Raw genomic sequence first — 18,906 nt, forward strand, 5'->3', positions numbered from 1 at the left:
TGATTGCCCTCCTACTTCTCTAATCCTAATATAGTGTAGTCATAAAATCGAGACGTTTTTTGAACTTCATTATTCAGTTCATTAAACCCTATCTCTTCCATTATTGTTTTTTTATCAGAAAATAAATTAGTTCCTAATCCCAATCTATTTCCTTCAATACTTGCCCCCATCGCCACTAACATTGTTGGATACATATCAATTGTGCTGAATAATCTATTCTTATTATTGACAGGTTCTACAACACTGTTAATAAAGCAATTATATGGTGTTCTAACATAATCAGTATCAATTCCCACAAAAAACTTTTCTGACATGCTATTATGATCACCAGTAATCACTATTGTTGTATTTTCATACCATTCTTGCGTTTTACACCAATTAATAAAGTCATTAATTTGTTTTGACTGGCATTCAATCACATTGGCATATTGATTTTTGTGAGTATTTTTACATTGATCACATAAATAGCCATCTGGTGTATGAGTATCAATAGTTGTAATTTCCATATTAAATGGTTTTTCTCCACTCGCTAACTTAGTAATATCTTTTTTAGCAAGCTCAAATAGTTTAGCATCTTCAATACCCCAAAAAACGAAATAATCTTCTGGTATTTCTTGGTTTTCCTTAAAACTATTATAGTCTCTGATTATATAATTGCCATGTTGTTTATAGAAATTTGAAGTTCCACCAAAGTTTGCATCAGAACCACACATGAATTCATTTATATATCCGTTCGCTTCCAATACTTCACCTAATGAATACCCACCAGGCAAAAAAGCTGTATCATTATCATACTTTTGACTTTTTATTGATAATTTTAAAGGAATACCCATATTTTGCGATACTTGAGAGGCAATAGTCCATTGAGTTCCATCAATAGTTCTACTTCCTCCAATGTTGTCATTGTTAGAAAAATTAATATTATTTTTTGCTAATTGTGACAGCTCAGGTATATAGTTAATTTCCTCTGCACCACCAAAGGTAGTATTGGCATATGTATTCTCCACTGATTCTAAATATAAATGAATAATATTACGCTTGCCATTATTAAAGCTAATTTTAGCAGTGCTTGGATCAACATAATATTTTTCATATATATCTGTTTCCTGTACTACGTTATTAATATAGCCATATATATCATAATTATAAATTGCAAAGATTAAAGAAATTATTATACATAAAATACCTCCTTTGATAAAATGTTTTTTTATTGACTGAGATATTTTTTCATTATTTCGCTTACATAATCTATGAATATTAAAAATAAGAGCAACTATTAATGATCCTGCAACAATACTAATAGGTACCGCCCAAATGAACCAGTCTAAATAAATTCCATTGTCTGTGCCTTCCATAGGAACTTTTAAATGAAATATAATTTGATTTAATGTTTTTACTGAAAAAGTACGATTGCCCCATATTATTGATGTTACAATTAGACAGCCTAAAAAAATTAGAACAACGCCTACTATATACTTTTTTTCTATTGTTTTTATTTTTTTCATATGTACCTCATAAATAATTCCTTTCTATTTTATCATATCTAGCTCTAATAATAAACAAAAGAAAAAGATTGAAATAATCACTATTATTTCAATCTACAATACTAGTAATATTAAATTCCCTATAGTAAGAATAGGTAAAATAACAATAATCATTAATACAACTTTAGTAACACGTTCGTTCATGTATAGTTTACTATTTTGAAAACAGATTAGTAATAAAAAAATAATCGGTATAAAATATCTCCCTTGCACACCTTCAATCGTACTATACCCATTTGGTGTCCAAGCTAATGCCATAGCTAGCATTACAATTAAAATTATTGTCACAGCAATGAAAAAATAAAGTATCTTATGTTCGTGGGTAAATACATCATTATTTGATTTTTCAGAAAATGTGCTAATAATTAATATTATTCCCCAAATATTAATTATCCAATTTGGCATTAAAATATTTAGCCAACCCAACTCACTTCCAATGGCAGTATTGATATACCACATCCCTTTTTGAAGAAATGTATTCAAAAATAGAGAAAAAGTTGCAGGGATATCCCCAATTATTGCATTTAACGTATATGATGGCGTTCCAGCCCACGGAACAATTCCTGCACTAGAAACCGATTCAATTGCAGTAACTTGATTATTATTTGTAAATGAGTGATAGTTTAGTATCAAGATGCATATCACTACTATTAAAAAAATAACTATTTTTGTCTTTTTGGCTATCCTATCTCCACCAGGATTAAAGTATTTTGCGAGAATAGGAATAACTAATATAAAAGCATATGCTGAGCCTTTATTTGCTAGTAGAATTAATCCAGAAAACCCATATATTAGTATATCTATAAATTGAATTTCTTTTGCTTGATATACAAAAAACATACCATACGCTATACATATAAATGCTGATGAATTAACTACTGTATCATAAGATAAACTAAACATTTGTTGACAAGTCATTGGCAACATAGTGATTGTGAACATTAATAATTTCCCAAAGGGTATTTTTTTTATTGATAGATAGGTCAGCAGTATGTAAAATATAAAATTGAATAATCTCCCAAAGTAAACGGTTGTCACAACACCAAAATGCAATATTCTCGCAAAAGTAATTCCTAAAACAGCTGGAAAATATGCAAATAATTGAGTTATTCCAAAAGAGTCAATTTCTGTATGAATATACGCACTATTATCCGTTGAAATTATGTTATTATAAATAAAATCATAGTATCCCTTGGCTGGATTAATCACTTGTTTTGAAAGAAAATTTAATTCCGATTCTCTCATTGTAACTTTCCCATCAATTTCTTTACCTAGCAATTGACTAGATAAAGAAAACTCATTTTGCATATGTGCCCATTCATCTGGGACTATCCCTGGAGGAATTAATAATGTATAAATCAAGCCTATCGGTATTACACAAATTATAAATAATTTTTCAATTCTACTATTCTTTTGTAATATTTCTTTAGCCCCTAACAAAAGAACACTCATGACACATCCTAATACTATAATTTTAAACCCTATTAGGCCATCTATTGACCATAGCGTAGTAAAATAAAAAAATACAGTTATTATTATAATTGTAATAGTGATAGTTTTATTGTTCTTTATAAAACTATCACTTAATTTCTTATTCATATTATTAATACGGTGGATTTTAGCGTGTTTCATTATTTACTCCTAAAAATGCTAGCATTATATTAAAATACTAGCATTTATATTATTAATAATCAATTTCTTTTAAATATCTACTCAATGCATCTTGCCATGTTGGTAAACGTCCAAATCCATTTTTATCTAGCATAGCCTTAGACATTCTACTGTTATTTGGCCTCTTGGCTTTTGCAGGAAAAGCATTAGAATCAACTGGTGTTACTTCTACACTCATACCTGCTTGTTTAAAGATTTCACACGCAAATTCATACCAAGAACATAACCCTTCATTAGTAGCATGGTATATTCCATATTTATCAGTTTGAATCATATCAACAACTAATTTAGATAAATCATATGTATATGTTGGTGAACCGATTTGATCGTCAACAACACAAACAGCACCACGTTCTTTACCAAGTCGCAACATTGTTTTAATGAAGTTATTTCCATTAATACCAAATACCCAAGCAATCCTTACAATAAAGTGCTTAGGTAACGTTTCTACAATAAGTTCGCCTTCATATTTAGTTTGACCATATACATTTAATGGATGTCTTTCATCATATTCCTTCCATTCAGTTTCACCTTGACCATCAAATACATAATCAGTTGAAAAATACATCATTGGAATATCTAATTCTTTACATATATTTGCAATGTTTCTTGTACCATCAACATTTACTTTAGTACATAATTCTACTTCATCCTCAGCTTTATCTACTGCTGTCCATGCAGCACAATGAATTACTGCATTATAATTACCAGACTTGATCACTTCTGCTACTTTTCCAGCATCTGTAATATCCATTTCCTCTACATCGACACCTACTGCTTCTATATTTCTGTTATTACATTCATTGACAATATCATGTCCTAATTGACCTTTAACGCCTGTAACCAATAATTTCATTTATTTTCTCCTCTCTGCTAATTTAGCTCTAACTCCATTAAAAATAGTATCTTTAGCAATAATAAGTAATAATAAATATATGATACCGCCCACAAAAATTTCAATTAATGTACTCACAATTGACATACTTAAAAAATTAGAAATACCAAAAACAACTACAAACATTATTAAACTGAAAACCAAGTATCTAAACCCTTGCTTTAGTATAGAAAAAATATTAAAGTCCTTTCTAATAAACCATATTTGGGTTAACAATGCAACAAGTTCAGCAAAACTTGTCGCAATAGCCGCTCCTAAAGAACTGAACTGAGGAATCAAAATAAGATTTAAAATCAAATTAATAATTGCTGCAGCTATTATTGAAAATGTATACTCTCTCTGCCTCCCTAATGCTAATAAATATTGTGTCCCAGTAACTGCACTTAACCCAATAAAAATTATTATTGGAGAAATTAGCATAAGATTAGGAATTACTTTTTCGAATCCATTTCCATAAAACCATGGTACAAAACCAGGAGCTATTCCAATGATCCCTAGTACAAATGGAAAAGAGAACATTAAAATAAATTTTATAGACATTGTCATATAATTTTTTACCGTTTCCATATCATCCGTTGCGAATAAATTAGCAATTCTTGGCATCATTGCAGTACTTAAAGATGTTAATAAAGTTAAGACTGTTTTAATAATAATTTGTGACTGCTCATAATAAGCAACTTCTGAATTATTATCAGTAATAAGCCCAATCATAGTTTTATCTAATAAAGTATATAGTGAACTCGCAATTTGTGGTAAAAATAACATCACAGCCGGCTTTATATGTCTCTGAATATTCAGATTTTTCACATCATTCCTTTTAATATATTTAGGTATATAAAACCACATTGATATATTACCTAAAAGTAAAGTAATAGAATAAAACAATACATATAATGGTAAATCAGCACTAGATTTTACAAACATGAAAATTAAACTAACGCATACTATTCTAGCTAAAAAATTTCTTAACACTGTCTTTTTAAAGTCTTCCATTCCCTGAAAAAACCATGATACATCAAAAATGGAAGCGATAATATCCATTATTTGAATAATAAATATGTATGCATATTGACCTTCTCTAGCAAATGTAATATAAAATACAATCAAGCTAATTATAATTGTAACGGTTCTAAGGAAAACCAATTCACAAAAAACCCTATTTCTCTCTCCTATATTATTTTGACGATATGCAATTTCTCTTTGACCATATAAGTTTAATCCAATACATCCAAATAATATGAAATATTGTGTAATTGAATTGGTATATGCATATGTTCCAATTGCTTCTGCTCCTAAAACCCGGGAAACATATGGTGTTGTAATAATAGGTAAAACAATTAATAATAATTGATAGCTTAAATTATAAAGATAATTTTTTATAACCTTATTCATTTCACTCTCCTATTCTACTGTGTCTACATGGTCCAGTATCTCAACAAATTGATTGGCGGATTTTTCCCAACTTAATGATAAAATACTCTTATTAGCTCTAATAGTCATTTCCTCTAATTCAGCAGGGTTTTCAACATAATAAAGTATTTCTTTTTCTAAGTGCTTATAACTCAAATCACATAATATTGCTGTTTCTTTACTAAAAAAATAATCAAATGTCCCATCTTTAAATTCAATAACAGGTAATCCAGCTGCTATCATTTCATATGGAACTAATGAGATATTGGTTAATGAAGCCACCATACCAAAATCACATTCACAATATAATTCATGAAGTTGCTTTTTTGATAACTTTCCACACTCAATTCCATTATTTATACATATAGGCAAAGCATTTCCAAAATAATTTATTTCTAATTCAAAGCCTTTCAATTTCAAACTCTTTTTTAAATTGTCTAAAATTAAAGGGATTATAACTGGTAATCTTTTGGATTCCTCTTTTACATATACAGCCACTTTTATCTTTCTTTTTTCTTTTATTTTTTCAAAATTTCGTTTAACAAAAGTATACTCTGTTTTCTCATACGGAAATTCAATATAATCTATTTGACCTTTGACATCACAGCTTTTAACAACTGTATCTACATTCCATTTACCTAAACTGACAATGTGAAGTCCTAACTCATAAGTTTTTTTGGATAATAAATAACGTTCACCCATCTCAAAGAATATAGGTTCAAAATCTTGGACAAAATACATCTTATAAGCATCAAAATCCATTATTCTATATACCGTCCGCCACTCAGTCGCTACTATAATATCAAAATCATTTTTATTCGTTTTATTTAATGGCAAACATTCACCTTCGTAATTACTTAAATTAAACTTTGCGGCTTCTACCATATCCTTTTCATTATCATTAAACATTGATATGTATGTTAATTGATATCCTAATTTTGATAGATTAGTTCCTAATCTGAGTATTGACGTAACTCCACCAGAAGATTTAACAAGATGGGGTAATAATATACCTATTTTTTTTCCACCATTATAATTATTCTCAACTATATCAAAATCACAATTGTCTATTATAGGTTTATAATCTATAATATTGTTTCGATATCTAGTTTTTTGAATAATCTTTGTACCCAAATCCAATATATACTTTTTCATATCAAACCTCCTGTTTAAATTTTTTTAACAACACAAATTTTAATGATTTATATTTCTTTATCATTACCAGTTTATAAGCTAATATTTGATACAGATACATTATATAGTCTTCCTTATAATACTCTTTTAAATCATGATTGAGTATACATAATCTCTTATAGGAAGCTTCTAGACTATTTGACTCCATTGAAAAATCTTGTTTTAAAACATTATCATTCATAACGAGTATATTCTTTTTAACCCTATTCATTTCTCTCATAAAATCATGATCTAAATAATCTAAAAATATATTTTCATTATATTTATAATCTTTATAGATTTCACTCTTTATAACCATTCCACTATTAATTGCTGAAATAGGTTTATTAATTAGCTCTTCTAAATTTTTAACCTCTACACACCTTTTTTTCTTAAATTGACATGGCGATAAAATTCTAGTACTTGTTTTAACTACCGGTAAGAGAATATCTGCATTTGACATATTTATATAAGAAAGAACTTTATCAAAATATTTCTTACCCATATCAGTATCATCATCAAACAAACAAATATATCGATTATCCTTGTTTATTACTTGAATAGCTGCATTATATGCTTTACTCAAGCCATTATTACCACCCATATTTATATAAATATTCCCATCATTCTTTACTATTTCTTCATTGCCATAATCACTAGTACTATTATCACATACAATGATTTTTACACTACTATCCTTTGCTCTATTGTAGCTAATGGAATCTTGACAGGATGTATTGTACACAACTATAACCACATATAAATCATTAATATTATATTCTTTCAAAAATGTTCTCCTCCATCTTATTTACCTTTACAATATATTTTAGTAAATATACTTACTAATCCAATTTTAGATAAAAAGTTAAATATGCTTATAATTAATCTGTTTTTAAATGGTTCGCTTTTTATCTTTTTAGAATAAAATGGTATAGAAAGTTTATATCCTTGATTCTTTAGCCATTCAAATAAACGCTTATATTCTTCCATGAATCTTTGTGGTGTCGCATCAACACCAGAAAATAATAAATACCATATGATATGTCTTGTTACAAAATAATTCAAATATTCATCTTTTTCTTTATATAGCTTATCAATCTCATTTAGAACAACTAGGACATCACATTCTGGTTTTAAACCACGTTGCTTGACGTTTGATACACTTTCATCGTTATAATACCAATTATAACCAACATAATCCAGACCATGAATTTTATTAGTATATAAATATGCATTCATATTAAAATACGTATCTTCTCCAATATAGGTCTTTAAAAACCTAACATTATTTTCTACTAAAAAATTTCTTCTAAATATTCTTGCCCATGGTGCTGTAATTCGGTATTTAGTCCATTCATCATCATATGCAGGAATAGTAAATAAAACTTTATCAAAGTTAGCTCGACGATACCCCGTTATTACAATATCACTATCAGTTTTTTCAATCTCATTTAAAAGAACTTCAACATAATCATTATCTATAAAATCATCATTATCCATAAACATGATGTATTCAGTATCAGCTTCTTTAATTCCACGATGTCTAGTTTCAACCACTCCCATATTTTCATGAGTTAAAACTTTAAAAATATCTGGATAACGATTAGCATACTCAGTTATTCTTATTAATGAATCGTCAGTTGAGCCGTCATTAATTAGTAGCACTTTAAAATCTCTACTAGTTTGTTTCAGAATACTCTGTATACAATGCTCAATATTAGCACCTGCATTGTATACAGGTATTATAATTGTAACTTTTTTATCCATTATTTTTTTCCTCATTAACTATTTTTTTCTTTAGCATTGAAACTTCTTGAATTAGTAACGTAATTTTTGTTGCTTGCCCTGATACAATCACAGTTAAAGCTATGCACATTGCAAATAATAAAAATATAAGTATTCCAACCAGCATATTGGACATAGATATAAAACCTATTCTAGTAGATATTAGCACTATAAAATTTGGAAAAATCCCTACAACTAACAAGATTACTGCTACAATAAACCACAAAATAGAAAATTTTACTGGTATTCTTCCCCTTCTTAATAATTGTAATGTTACTAAGAATATTAATAAACCTGTTCCTAGAACTAAAAGTACTGTTCCAAAACTCATTATTTCCACCTCCTAATTCCGACAACAAAAACCGAAAGTATAATATTTACCATGAAGTATACATTTTTCCATGAATTTATTGATGAAATTCCAGCCTCTCTCTCATGCATCTTTACTGGTATTTCTTGTATTCGTACGCCCTTTTTTAGTAATTCTGTATTTGTTATTGGTTCAGGATATTCCACCGGATAAGATAACGCAAAGTCTAAAATAACCCGCCGATTAGCTGCTCTAAAGCCAGATGTTATATCGTGTATTCTTTTTCCAGTAATAAACTTTATCATATTTGAAATTATTCTAATACCTATCCTTCTAGCAAAACTTGACTTAAACTCACTAGAGCTTTTATCAATAAATCTTGACCCAATTACAAAATCTGCTGAATCATTATACAATGGTTCTAAAATATCCTTAATACACGAAACTTCATGTTGCCCATCACCATCGAATTGAATAGCGAAATCATATCCGTTATCTCGCGCATATTTATACCCAGTCTGTACTGCTCCACCTATACCAAGATTATGGATCAAATTAACTACAGGTATATTATTTATTTCACAAATATGCTTAGTATCATCTGTTGATCCATCATTAATCACAATTACATCATAATTAGTTCCAAACTCATTATTGTAATTACAAATATTCAGATAAACCTCTGCAATGCTTTTCTCTTCATTATAGGCAGGTATTATTATAAGAATCTTTTGCTCCATCATTATTCTCCTCATATGTGATAATCTCTTTGCATTATAACAAATCTAAATAAATGTGTAAATGAAACCTTGATTATAAACCCAATCTATATTAAAAACGGGAAAGTAACAAACTAACCCGTAAAATCAACAATAAATGCATTGTAATTAAAAATTATAAACCAGTAATAAAATTATATAATTAAGTAAAATTATGTCGATAAAAGAAAATATTGTTGAATTCTTAATAGTCAATATTTTTTTCCTAAATGAAAATATCATTATTGTTGGTAAAATTAATGGTATAAAATACCTTCCTTGTACTCCTTCTACGTATGACAATTGATATCCTGACCATGCAAAATATAGAGCACCAAAAATTCCCGCAATAACTGTTAACACTATTAAAAAATAAAATATTCTTTCTTTTTTCTTAAAATTACTTTCTTCCGTCAGTATTAGCCCACCTGCCATGATTAAATAGGCATATTGAAATATTGTATGCATTTTTATAGAAAAGTATCCAAAATAACCAACTAACGAATCGATATAAAAGACGATTTTTTCTTTAAAAGTATTTTTTGCAATTGAAAATATTTCTAATGGATTATTTAATATATACGTAAAATTTGATTGTTCATTTCCACTATTTGAAACTACAGAAGTGGTCAACGCCCCTATACTCATAACCTTTGATAATAACAACGTCGATAGATATGTAGCAAATAAAACAATAAAAATACTTGCTGTCTTTTTTACACTATTATTAAACTTATAAGATGGTATAAAGAAGTATAAAACTCCTAATAATGCATATGGTAATTTTATACTAATTATCATAAATAGCATTATCACTGAAATAGACAAATATCTTTTATTTATCTTATTTTCTTTATCATATATCATTTTTAGACATGTTGCTATAAATAGCAATATACATGCATTTAATAATCCATCGTACGAATATGAAATCATTGATTGAATAGACATCGGCATCAATGCAACTATAAGCATCGTATTTTTGAACTTAGGAGTTAATTTAATTGCATAGTAGGTGAGAAGAAAATTTATTCCTAAGCAGACTAATCTGCCTGTGTAAAATAAAACTAATGGTGAGTTCGTAAAACAGTCAACTAACCTTAAAATAATAGAAGGTAATAAATAAGCGACCATTACAGCACTTCCACCTATACTTGAATTATATCTTTTTTCAATATTTCGCCCCTCTACCATGCTATCACCTATCAATCCAACATCCGTGACTGCATCAGTTGCTTCTGCTCTACTATAATTAACATCATCTAAGTTGTCTGGTACAATTATCTCTCTGCTTCCCAAATTTTCTGATGGTGTTTTTGAAAAATTATATTGAGATAATTGTAGAGTCCTTAAATAATGCAATCTCTCGTCGGGAACTTGATATGGTGGCGTTAATATAGTTGCAAACGCAATAAAAATTAAAGCTAATATCAAAAACTTTTCATGTATTATTTTTCTTTCATTAACAATCTTCATCAAAATAAAAAACAATATAATCATTCCAATGATTATAAAAGTGCTTATGTTCAAAGGACTTTTGCTTACCTTATACGCTACCGCTATATCCCCATTTTCCTCATTACACAAAACAGTTATATTATTACTAGTATCTGTTTTAATTGGTGATATTTTCACGGTATAATCTTTTAGACGCTTACTATCTATTGTATCATTGAGATAAAAATCCTCATACTCATTATCACCAAATTTTTTTGTATTGAAATTTGTTTCATATACTACATTATTTTTGTCCATTACCGATAAAGTATAATCTGAATCATTTATTCTATCATATGTTGCAAATTTAATACTTAAGATATCAAAATCTTGATCAACATTTTTTCTATCTAGGCTAAATTCTATTGGTTCTTTATATATAGCCCCTACATTACTCGAATATAAATGATTATTTCTATATATAACACTATTATTATTTGCTGCATACTCATTAAATATAATTATAAATGAACAGATTAAAAATATAACAAGCAAAAAGTTTTTAGGAAAAAATTTTAAAATACTACTTGCAAAAGATTTATCCCTATATATTTGCCATTGATAACTTATTTTTTTTAAACCATTAAATATTTGCGACAAAATATTTTTAAACTTCATCCCTAACTCCTTATATTTTTTTTAATCTAAACGCTTTTTCTTTTGAAAGGTTTACATTATAATATCTATCATTCCCTATATGCATTTTATTCTTTCTTTGAAAAATTTTCTCTTGCTCAATATCTGAACTTCTTTTGTATGCTGTATTAATAACTTCTACTTGTGGTAAAACAACATTTCTCAAACCATCCTCTAACAATCTCAAACATAAATCATATAGCGAAAAATCTAAATTAAAATCGGTATCTAAATTATGTATTTTTTCTTTTGAAACACACATTAAATGACTACTTACTATAGAATAATTATATGGTACTAATAGCCTACCATAATTCCCATAATCATTTCTACTAGTACATTCATAAGCATTTATAAATAAAGATTGCTCGCTTAATATAACTCCAGCATTTCTTACAATCTTATTTTTATCCATAACTTTACAACCAACAGCACCTATTTCATTTTGTTTTGCATAGCCAATCATCAAGTTAATCCAATCATATGTCTCAAAATTACAATACTCATTTGCAAATATTACGTATTCACCATCACTTGCTTGAATAATATTATTTACTGTCTCAATAACATTTTTCTCATTAATAAAAAGCTTAACACTGTGATTAAAATTTGTATCTATTTTCAATGGTTTGTTATCTTTATTTATAATATTTACAACAAAATTTTTATAAGCATTATCAGTATATACTGATCTTAAAAAATTATTTAATGATGTGTTATTACCTTCAAAAACAACAAGAATATCTACTTTTGGTTCATTTTCGAAAATATATTCAACAAAGTATTGTGTACTAATAATATTATCTATCTTAACCGAAATAGCTTTTTGTTTAAAATAATCCTCTAATGCACGTTTTCCTGCTTCCCCAGCATAGTTTTTAGCACCATCCCCACCTACAGCTGTTGAACCTGGAATCATTCTCCAATGATATAGAATTTTAGGTATATGATAAATTTTATCAGTTTCATTTGATACTCTCAAAAATAAATCAAAATCTTGTGCACCTTCATACCCAACTCGAAAACCACCGATTTTTTCAATTATATTTTTTCTAATAACACTAAAGTGACAGATATAATTCCCACCATATAATGTATCTAACGAAAAATCAGGTTTAAAATGTGGATCACTTCTTTTTCCACCCATGTCTATTTTATCTTCATCGGTATATATAAAATCTATATTTTTATCCTCATTTAATATATTAACTACTTCATTTAATGCATGCGGATCTAACGTATCATCATTATCCATCAATCCTATAAATTCACCACTTGCTAAAGATAAAGCAGAATTTGTTGCTCTAGAAATATGCCCATTTTCTTCTCTAAAAATAACTTTTATCCTATTATCTTTATTTTTATAAGCTTTTAGTGTTTCAATTGTATCAATATTAGTTGAACAGTCATCAGCAATACAAATTTCAAAATTTTGATATGTTTGTTTCAAAATGGATTCTATACAATAACTCAAGTACTTTCCAGGAACATTATAAACTGGCATAACTATAGATATTTTAGGCTGATAATTAAAATTTTTCACTTCAACAAATCTATCGTTATTTTTTAGCCACTCATTATATTCATTCTCATTTTGCATATTTAACGTTCCCTTATTGAATTTTATTATTTCCCTCTTTAATGGATCATATATAATTCCAAAGACCTTATTAATAAATATACCTCTAGGTTTATATTTTTGCCATACTCTTTTTATAAAATTAGAACGAACAACTTTAACTTTAATATCTAATTCATCATTACATAAGTATACTTTATATACTGTATGTTTTTTTAAAGGTATTTTATAATCAAATGATACTATTCTAGATCTAATTTTTTTTATTTCTTTCACTAAAATTTCATCAGGTGATTTAATTTTAATATGGTTAATTGTTGAATCCGCCCAACCTCGTATAACTAATGTTGGATTCATAATACCACATACTTCACATTCTTCTATTCTATACTTCATTACTATGACTCACCACCTAATCAATGTTCCTATTTAACATATACAAACCTAACTTACTTAAATTTTTATTGTAATATGGATCACATTCAATATACTTAGCCCACTTCTTATGCATATAATTATTCTCTGCCAAGAATTGTTTATACTTTTCACTAGTTGAATCAAGTCCTCTGCTTTTTGACTCATAATGAATTAATTCAACTTGCGGAATAAATAAATTATAATATCCTGCATCTAGTAATTTTAAATTAAAATCAACATCATTATATGCAACCTTTAAAGTCTCATCTAGTCCCCCAACTTGTATATATTTTTTTCGTTCTACTGCTAAACAAGCTGCCGTTACAGCTGAATAATTATAAGGTATTTTTAAACGCCCATATACTCCCTCATCATCCCTAGGATGACTAATAAAAGCATGAGCAGCCACCGCATTCCCTACTCCGAGCAAAACTCCACCATGTTGAATCGTCATATCTGGATATAATAATTTTGCTCCAACTGCTCCGATATGTTTCTGTATTGCATAAGATACCATCAATTTTAACCAGTTTGGCGTAAGTACTTCTGTATCGTTATTAAGAAGTACTAATACATCTGACTTGCATGTATTTACTGCTAAATTATTTATTGCAGAATAATTAAACTCCATATCAGCTTTAATAACTCTAAAATTTTCATATCTCATTTGATATTTTTCAAACAATTCCATAGTTTCTTGCTTTTCGCTTCTATTATCCACAATTACAACTTCAAAATTACTATAATTTGTTAATTTGTAAATAGATTCTAAGCACTTTTCTGTCACATCTGCAAAATCTCTAGTTGGGACAATAATAGATACACTTGGTTCTGTATCTAATACATACTCAATCCCATAAACTGTACTATTCCCTAAACTTTTAACATTTGCTTTTACGCCTCGCCTTTTTAGGGTACTCTCTATAGTTTCTATTCCCTTTTTCACTGCATAAGCTTTATTATCAACTGATAAAGATGTTGAGCCCTCAATCATTCTCCAATGATATAAGATTTTTGGTATGTGATATATATTCTTTGTTTTTTCAGTTATTCGTAAAAATAAATCATGGTCCTGAACTCCTTCTAGACCAACTGTGAAACCACCAACTTCTCTAACTAATGAAGTCCGCAAAACTGCAAGATGACAAATATAATTTATACCTAATAAAGTATCTGGTGCAAAATCAGACTTAAAGTGCGGCTCACATCTTTCACCCCGCAAATCTAATTTGTCTTCATCACTATAAATGAAATCAGCATCTTTATGTTTATTTAATAAAGCTACATTTTCATATAAAGCATTTGGTGCTAGCGTATCATCATTATCAACTAAACAAATAAACTCACCACGTGCAATTTCAAGTGCATCATTTGAAGCCTTTGAAATATGTCCGTTAATTAACCTAGTTTTAACTACTATACGGGTATCTTTATTTTCATATTCTTTTAACGTGTTAATCGTTTCCAGATTTGTTGAACAATCATCAACTATACATACTTCATAATTTTGATATGTTTGATTTAAAATCGAATCTAAACACTCTGATAAAAATTTTCTCTCAACATTATAAACTGGTATAAGGATTGATATTAAGGGATTATATTCCTGTTCTTTATCAATATTATTTTTCTCAAATTTCTGAATCCATTTATGATAATCATCTTGAATAAACGGATTCCATAATATCTCACCTCGTTCCTTCACTCGACTAAAAAAACGAATAAAATATTTTCTCCATAATGTTGGAGGAATCATCATCCTATGTTCACGCCATAAAAATCTCATACCTCGCCCAAATACAATAATTGATCTATTTATTATAGAAAAAATCTTTTTAAATAAACTTCTAATTTTAAAAGCATAAGAAATTTTTAATCTATAAACATCTATCAGACATTTACCGCTTAAACAACAAACTCTTATCTCTTTACAATCTTTAGGAATTTCTAATTCAATTTGAATATCCCCATCATCTGATATCATTTTTTTATTATAAGCAATTTCTATATCATTACTATAAACAAAGAGTTCATTATTTTCTTTTAAATTAGCTAGTATAATTTTTAAATATTGAACCTTTATACCCGTGATTTCATCATTAATAAAAGTCGGTGTTTTTTTAGTTGAGTCAACAAAGTTTGTAACTCCCATTTTATACCTCCTCAGCAAACCCTTTTTCTAGTTTTCTAAATATTGCTAACCCTCCAAAAAAACAGATAGCCGCAAATATAACAATATAAACTGTAGCTCCTAAATTTGGTACATTGTGATACATAAAGATATCTCGGTAAATAACCATTAGATGTTTAAAAGGATTTAAATTAATAATTTTCATTAAAATTGACGGAAAGTCTTTAAATGTACTCAAATCATATAAAATTGGCGTTCCATAAAATAACATATTAATAAAAAACTGTACTATATATTCTGTATCCTTAATATACACATTAATTGCACTCAAACCTAAAATCAATCCCATAGTTATAAAGTATTGAATTAATGCAAATACTGGAAATAGGATTAGATGCCATGAAATACCTACCCCACCAAATATACAAAATAATAACATTATTATTGACGATATGAAAAAGTTAACAAGCCCACTTGTTGCAACAGAAATAGGCAGAATTTCTCTTGGAAAGTACACTTTTTTTATAATTCCCTCATTCACTCTAATAGTCATAATACCTTGATTCATAGTTGTCGTAAAAAAATTCCAAGGAATCACCCCAATAACAAGATATATCAAATAATTATCAACAGTATTTCTAAACAAAAAAGGAAAGACTAAAAAATAAACCATTACCATTAACAAAGGGTTTAAAAATGACCACAAAACTCCTAAAACAGAACCTTTGTACTTACCACGAATTTCTTTTTTAATATTTGATTTTAACAATTCCCTATATTGATATAAATTTTCAATTAATTTCATAATTTTACCTACTTTTATCCTTAAGAATTACTTGTACTTGTTTATTTGCAATTATATTATCTCCATCACTAACTTTTACATAAATGATATGATTTCCCTCTAATCCCTTTACAGGCACATTAATTTCCCATCCTGCTTGAGCATTCATGCTTGCTCCGCCATTAGCTTCTTGATAATGCATAAGAACATCATTTCTTTTATGCCTACTTGCACGACCAATATATTTATTATCCATATAAACATCTACATTAGTTGTAAAAGTATTACTTACTTCCCAACCTGATACTACAATATTACTGCTATTATCTTTTTCTTCAAACTCCGTTGGTGTTTCAATTGTTAAGATACAGTTAATTGTTTCTGGTACATAATCTTTAACTTGATTGGCATGATCCTTAACTACTTGATCAAGATATTTATCAATTACAATATTTGGATTTCCATCCGCCTTTACTTCACCGTTATAAATCCAAACCGCTCTTGTACATAATTTTTTAATCATATCTAAGCTATGAGAAACAATAACAATTGTTTTATCACTATCTCTCAACTCTTTCAACTTCGAAAAACACTTATCTTGAAAGTGTTGATCTCCAACTGCCAAAATCTCATCTATTAATAATATTTCAGCATCAACATTTATTGCTACTGAAAAAGCTAAACGCATGTACATTCCTGACGAATAAGTCCTAACTGGATTATCAATAAAACTTCCTAATTCAGAAAACTCTATTATTTCATCAATTCGTTTTTCTATTTCAAATTTAGTCAATCCAAAAATAGATGCATTAAAATATATATTTTCTCTACCTGTAAAATCAGGATGAAAACCCGCTCCAAGTTCTAATAGCGAAGTTAATTTCCCGGCAGTTTCTAATTTTCCTTTTGTAGGATATAATATTCTTGTCATTAATTTTAAAAGTGTAGATTTTCCACTTCCATTTGTCCCCACTAAAGCAACAGTATCACCTTTCTTAATATCTAGATTTATATTTTTCAGAACATGATGCCATTCAGGCTTTGATCTATTCCAAAAAACTAACCGTTCCTTTAAAGTTGTTGGTTTGTCATAAATAAGCTTGAAATCTTTACTCATATCTCTTATTTCTATTGCATTTTCTATATTTTCCATAAAATCCACCTTTATAAATATACTTTTATAGTTTTAGTTAGACTCTTCATAATTCACTGCATTTTACTGCATTTTTTTAATTTTTGCAAGCATACCCTCTATATATACAGCCTTTCATATTTTTTGCTAAATTATTTATAAGCAAAGATTTTTAATGATAATTTAATTAAATTATTACCATAAAAATCCAATTTATAAATTACTTCATTGATTATAATACCATAAACCTACACTAAACACTAACTTATTTATTTTATTTCTAAAAGTTGTAAAAAAGGGAGCTCTAAAGTGAGTGCAAAGTTTACCCACCTAAACAAGTAAGCCACTTTTTCATTATAGAAAATAGCATATGCGATGATATGGGAGGGCAAAAATAAAGATAATAACTCCTATTCAATTAGAAAAAATCAACCTTTTTAGCATTATATTAATTGAAATTGTTTAGATGTTATAGCTATTTTTTATTGTAAAAACGTATTAAAAATTAGTATTGGTCACATCTAAGCGTAAATTACTAATATAGTCACGAGTACTACCATTAAATATGATCGATTGTTGCATTCTTGGATAAACTCTTATAAAAAAGCTATAATATAGTAGAAAAAAAGGAAATCAGCTACCGAAAAAAAGAAATGAAAGCTGTATATCCAAATAACAAAAGTTCAATTATCTAACAAAAAAATGAAGAAATATTAAGTCTTAAGACAAAGAATGAGTACATAAGAAAATTACATACTGTAGTTCATACATGAAAACACGACAACCAAAGAAAAAGGTAAAAATTGTAAATAAATCGTATTGTTATTACCCATCAAAGATTATTCTAAATATTTCCAGTGTTAAGAATCAATACACTACTATAAAATGAATAATGGTTCTCAGAATACCAAAATTATGGATACCATAGATCTTCTTTAGATTTGTCTAACATAGAATTTAAGGCTAATCATAAAAAGTTAAAAGGTTGATGTCACACTATTACAATGAAAGCTAAATATAAATTCATATAGAGGAGATATGATTAGAACAGTTATAAATTTTTACTATAGTCGATGAAGAAAATTATAAAATCTATTATGTAAAAAACTTTAATATAGCCAAATGTACTGTAAGTGCCAAATAAAATAGTGTATTTAAAAAAGTCGATTGAATTGATACAATGA

Annotated in this window: 14 protein-coding genes; all 14 read right to left on the reverse strand. The window is 27.9% G+C overall.

The features are described 5' to 3' along the window. Positions 1-11 precede the first annotated feature (11 nt). The 14 genes from KTF99_RS11350 to KTF99_RS11415 all read right to left on the reverse strand — a co-directional run bounded on the left by KTF99_RS11350 (position 12) and on the right by KTF99_RS11415 (position 17,743). The gene (locus KTF99_RS11350; RefSeq protein ID WP_029482029.1) at positions 12-1,505 is read right to left on the reverse strand and encodes an LTA synthase family protein; all 1,494 of its coding nucleotides are present in this window, start codon (positions 1,503-1,505) and stop codon (positions 12-14) included. A gap of 93 nt (positions 1,506-1,598) precedes the next feature. Continuing rightward, on the reverse strand, positions 1,599-3,176 hold the full coding sequence (locus tag KTF99_RS11355) for a DUF2142 domain-containing protein (protein ID WP_029482030.1): 1,578 nt from the start codon (positions 3,174-3,176) through the stop codon (positions 1,599-1,601). A gap of 52 nt (positions 3,177-3,228) precedes the next feature. Next, the gene (gene rfbD, locus KTF99_RS11360) at positions 3,229-4,071 is read right to left on the reverse strand and encodes a dTDP-4-dehydrorhamnose reductase (protein WP_003535342.1); all 843 of its coding nucleotides are present in this window, start codon (positions 4,069-4,071) and stop codon (positions 3,229-3,231) included. Further along, positions 4,072-5,502 (reverse strand): flippase, encoded by a 1,431-nt coding sequence (locus KTF99_RS11365; RefSeq protein WP_003535344.1) that lies wholly within the window; start codon positions 5,500-5,502, stop codon positions 4,072-4,074. A gap of 9 nt (positions 5,503-5,511) precedes the next feature. Further along, a complete protein-coding gene (locus KTF99_RS11370; RefSeq protein ID WP_009010063.1) occupies positions 5,512-6,675 on the reverse strand; it encodes a glycosyltransferase in 1,164 nt (387 codons plus the stop codon). Position 6,676: 1 nt separating this feature from the next. Beyond that, the gene (locus tag KTF99_RS11375) at positions 6,677-7,480 is read right to left on the reverse strand and encodes a glycosyltransferase (protein ID WP_009010062.1); all 804 of its coding nucleotides are present in this window, start codon (positions 7,478-7,480) and stop codon (positions 6,677-6,679) included. 17 nt (positions 7,481-7,497) lie between these two features. Then, positions 7,498-8,460, reverse strand: coding sequence for a glycosyltransferase family 2 protein (locus KTF99_RS11380; protein ID WP_022007381.1), 963 nt, complete (start codon positions 8,458-8,460; stop codon positions 7,498-7,500). Beyond that, a complete protein-coding gene (locus KTF99_RS11385) occupies positions 8,453-8,809 on the reverse strand; it encodes a DUF2304 domain-containing protein (RefSeq protein ID WP_003535362.1) in 357 nt (118 codons plus the stop codon). Before KTF99_RS11385 ends, KTF99_RS11380 begins: the two co-directional genes overlap by 8 nt. Beyond that, the gene (locus tag KTF99_RS11390) at positions 8,809-9,528 is read right to left on the reverse strand and encodes a glycosyltransferase family 2 protein (protein ID WP_009010060.1); all 720 of its coding nucleotides are present in this window, start codon (positions 9,526-9,528) and stop codon (positions 8,809-8,811) included. Before KTF99_RS11390 ends, KTF99_RS11385 begins: the two co-directional genes overlap by 1 nt. Before the next feature lie 147 nt (positions 9,529-9,675). After that, a complete protein-coding gene (locus tag KTF99_RS11395) occupies positions 9,676-11,661 on the reverse strand; it encodes a DUF2142 domain-containing protein (protein ID WP_003535364.1) in 1,986 nt (661 codons plus the stop codon). A gap of 10 nt (positions 11,662-11,671) precedes the next feature. Continuing rightward, on the reverse strand, positions 11,672-13,654 hold the full coding sequence (locus tag KTF99_RS11400) for a glycosyltransferase family 2 protein (RefSeq protein ID WP_029482033.1): 1,983 nt from the start codon (positions 13,652-13,654) through the stop codon (positions 11,672-11,674). A 16-nt stretch (positions 13,655-13,670) separates the two neighbouring features. Further along, positions 13,671-15,827 carry a glycosyltransferase family 2 protein gene (locus tag KTF99_RS11405; RefSeq protein WP_003535366.1) on the reverse strand — a complete coding sequence of 719 codons (2,157 nt, stop codon included), beginning with the start codon at positions 15,825-15,827 and terminating at the stop codon, positions 13,671-13,673. A gap of 1 nt (position 15,828) precedes the next feature. Further along, positions 15,829-16,611, reverse strand: a complete 783-nt coding sequence (locus tag KTF99_RS11410; protein ID WP_003535368.1) for an ABC transporter permease — start codon at positions 16,609-16,611, stop codon at positions 15,829-15,831. 4 nt (positions 16,612-16,615) lie between these two features. Continuing rightward, positions 16,616-17,743, reverse strand: coding sequence for an ABC transporter ATP-binding protein (locus KTF99_RS11415; RefSeq protein ID WP_003535370.1), 1,128 nt, complete (start codon positions 17,741-17,743; stop codon positions 16,616-16,618). Between the last annotated feature and the right edge of the window lie 1,163 nt (positions 17,744-18,906).

The sequence above is a fragment of the Erysipelatoclostridium sp. MSK.7.34 genome, assembly GCF_019041935.1.
GTDB classification, from domain to species: domain Bacteria; phylum Bacillota_I; class Bacilli_A; order Erysipelotrichales; family Coprobacillaceae; genus Thomasclavelia; species Thomasclavelia ramosa.

Bases quoted from the DNA above. Each gene is read 5' to 3' on its own strand.
- rfbD (WP_003535342.1), bottom strand. From the start codon at position 4,071: ATGAAATTATTGGTTACAGGCGTTAAAGGTCAATTAGGACATGATATT.
- KTF99_RS11410 (WP_003535368.1), bottom strand. From the start codon at position 16,611: ATGAAATTAATTGAAAATTTATATCAATATAGGGAATTGTTAAAATCA.
- KTF99_RS11395 (WP_003535364.1), bottom strand. From the start codon at position 11,661: ATGAAGTTTAAAAATATTTTGTCGCAAATATTTAATGGTTTAAAAAAA.
- KTF99_RS11380 (WP_022007381.1), bottom strand. From the start codon at position 8,460: ATGGATAAAAAAGTTACAATTATAATACCTGTATACAATGCAGGTGCT.
- KTF99_RS11390 (WP_009010060.1), bottom strand. From the start codon at position 9,528: ATGGAGCAAAAGATTCTTATAATAATACCTGCCTATAATGAAGAGAAA.
- KTF99_RS11400 (WP_029482033.1), bottom strand. From the start codon at position 13,654: ATGAAGTATAGAATAGAAGAATGTGAAGTATGTGGTATTATGAATCCA.
- KTF99_RS11415 (WP_003535370.1), bottom strand. From the start codon at position 17,743: ATGGAAAATATAGAAAATGCAATAGAAATAAGAGATATGAGTAAAGAT.
- KTF99_RS11365 (WP_003535344.1), bottom strand. From the start codon at position 5,502: ATGAATAAGGTTATAAAAAATTATCTTTATAATTTAAGCTATCAATTA.
- KTF99_RS11350 (WP_029482029.1), bottom strand. From the start codon at position 1,505: ATGAAAAAAATAAAAACAATAGAAAAAAAGTATATAGTAGGCGTTGTT.
- KTF99_RS11385 (WP_003535362.1), bottom strand. From the start codon at position 8,809: ATGAGTTTTGGAACAGTACTTTTAGTTCTAGGAACAGGTTTATTAATA.
- KTF99_RS11355 (WP_029482030.1), bottom strand. From the start codon at position 3,176: ATGAAACACGCTAAAATCCACCGTATTAATAATATGAATAAGAAATTA.
- KTF99_RS11370 (WP_009010063.1), bottom strand. From the start codon at position 6,675: ATGAAAAAGTATATATTGGATTTGGGTACAAAGATTATTCAAAAAACT.
- KTF99_RS11405 (WP_003535366.1), bottom strand. From the start codon at position 15,827: ATGGGAGTTACAAACTTTGTTGACTCAACTAAAAAAACACCGACTTTT.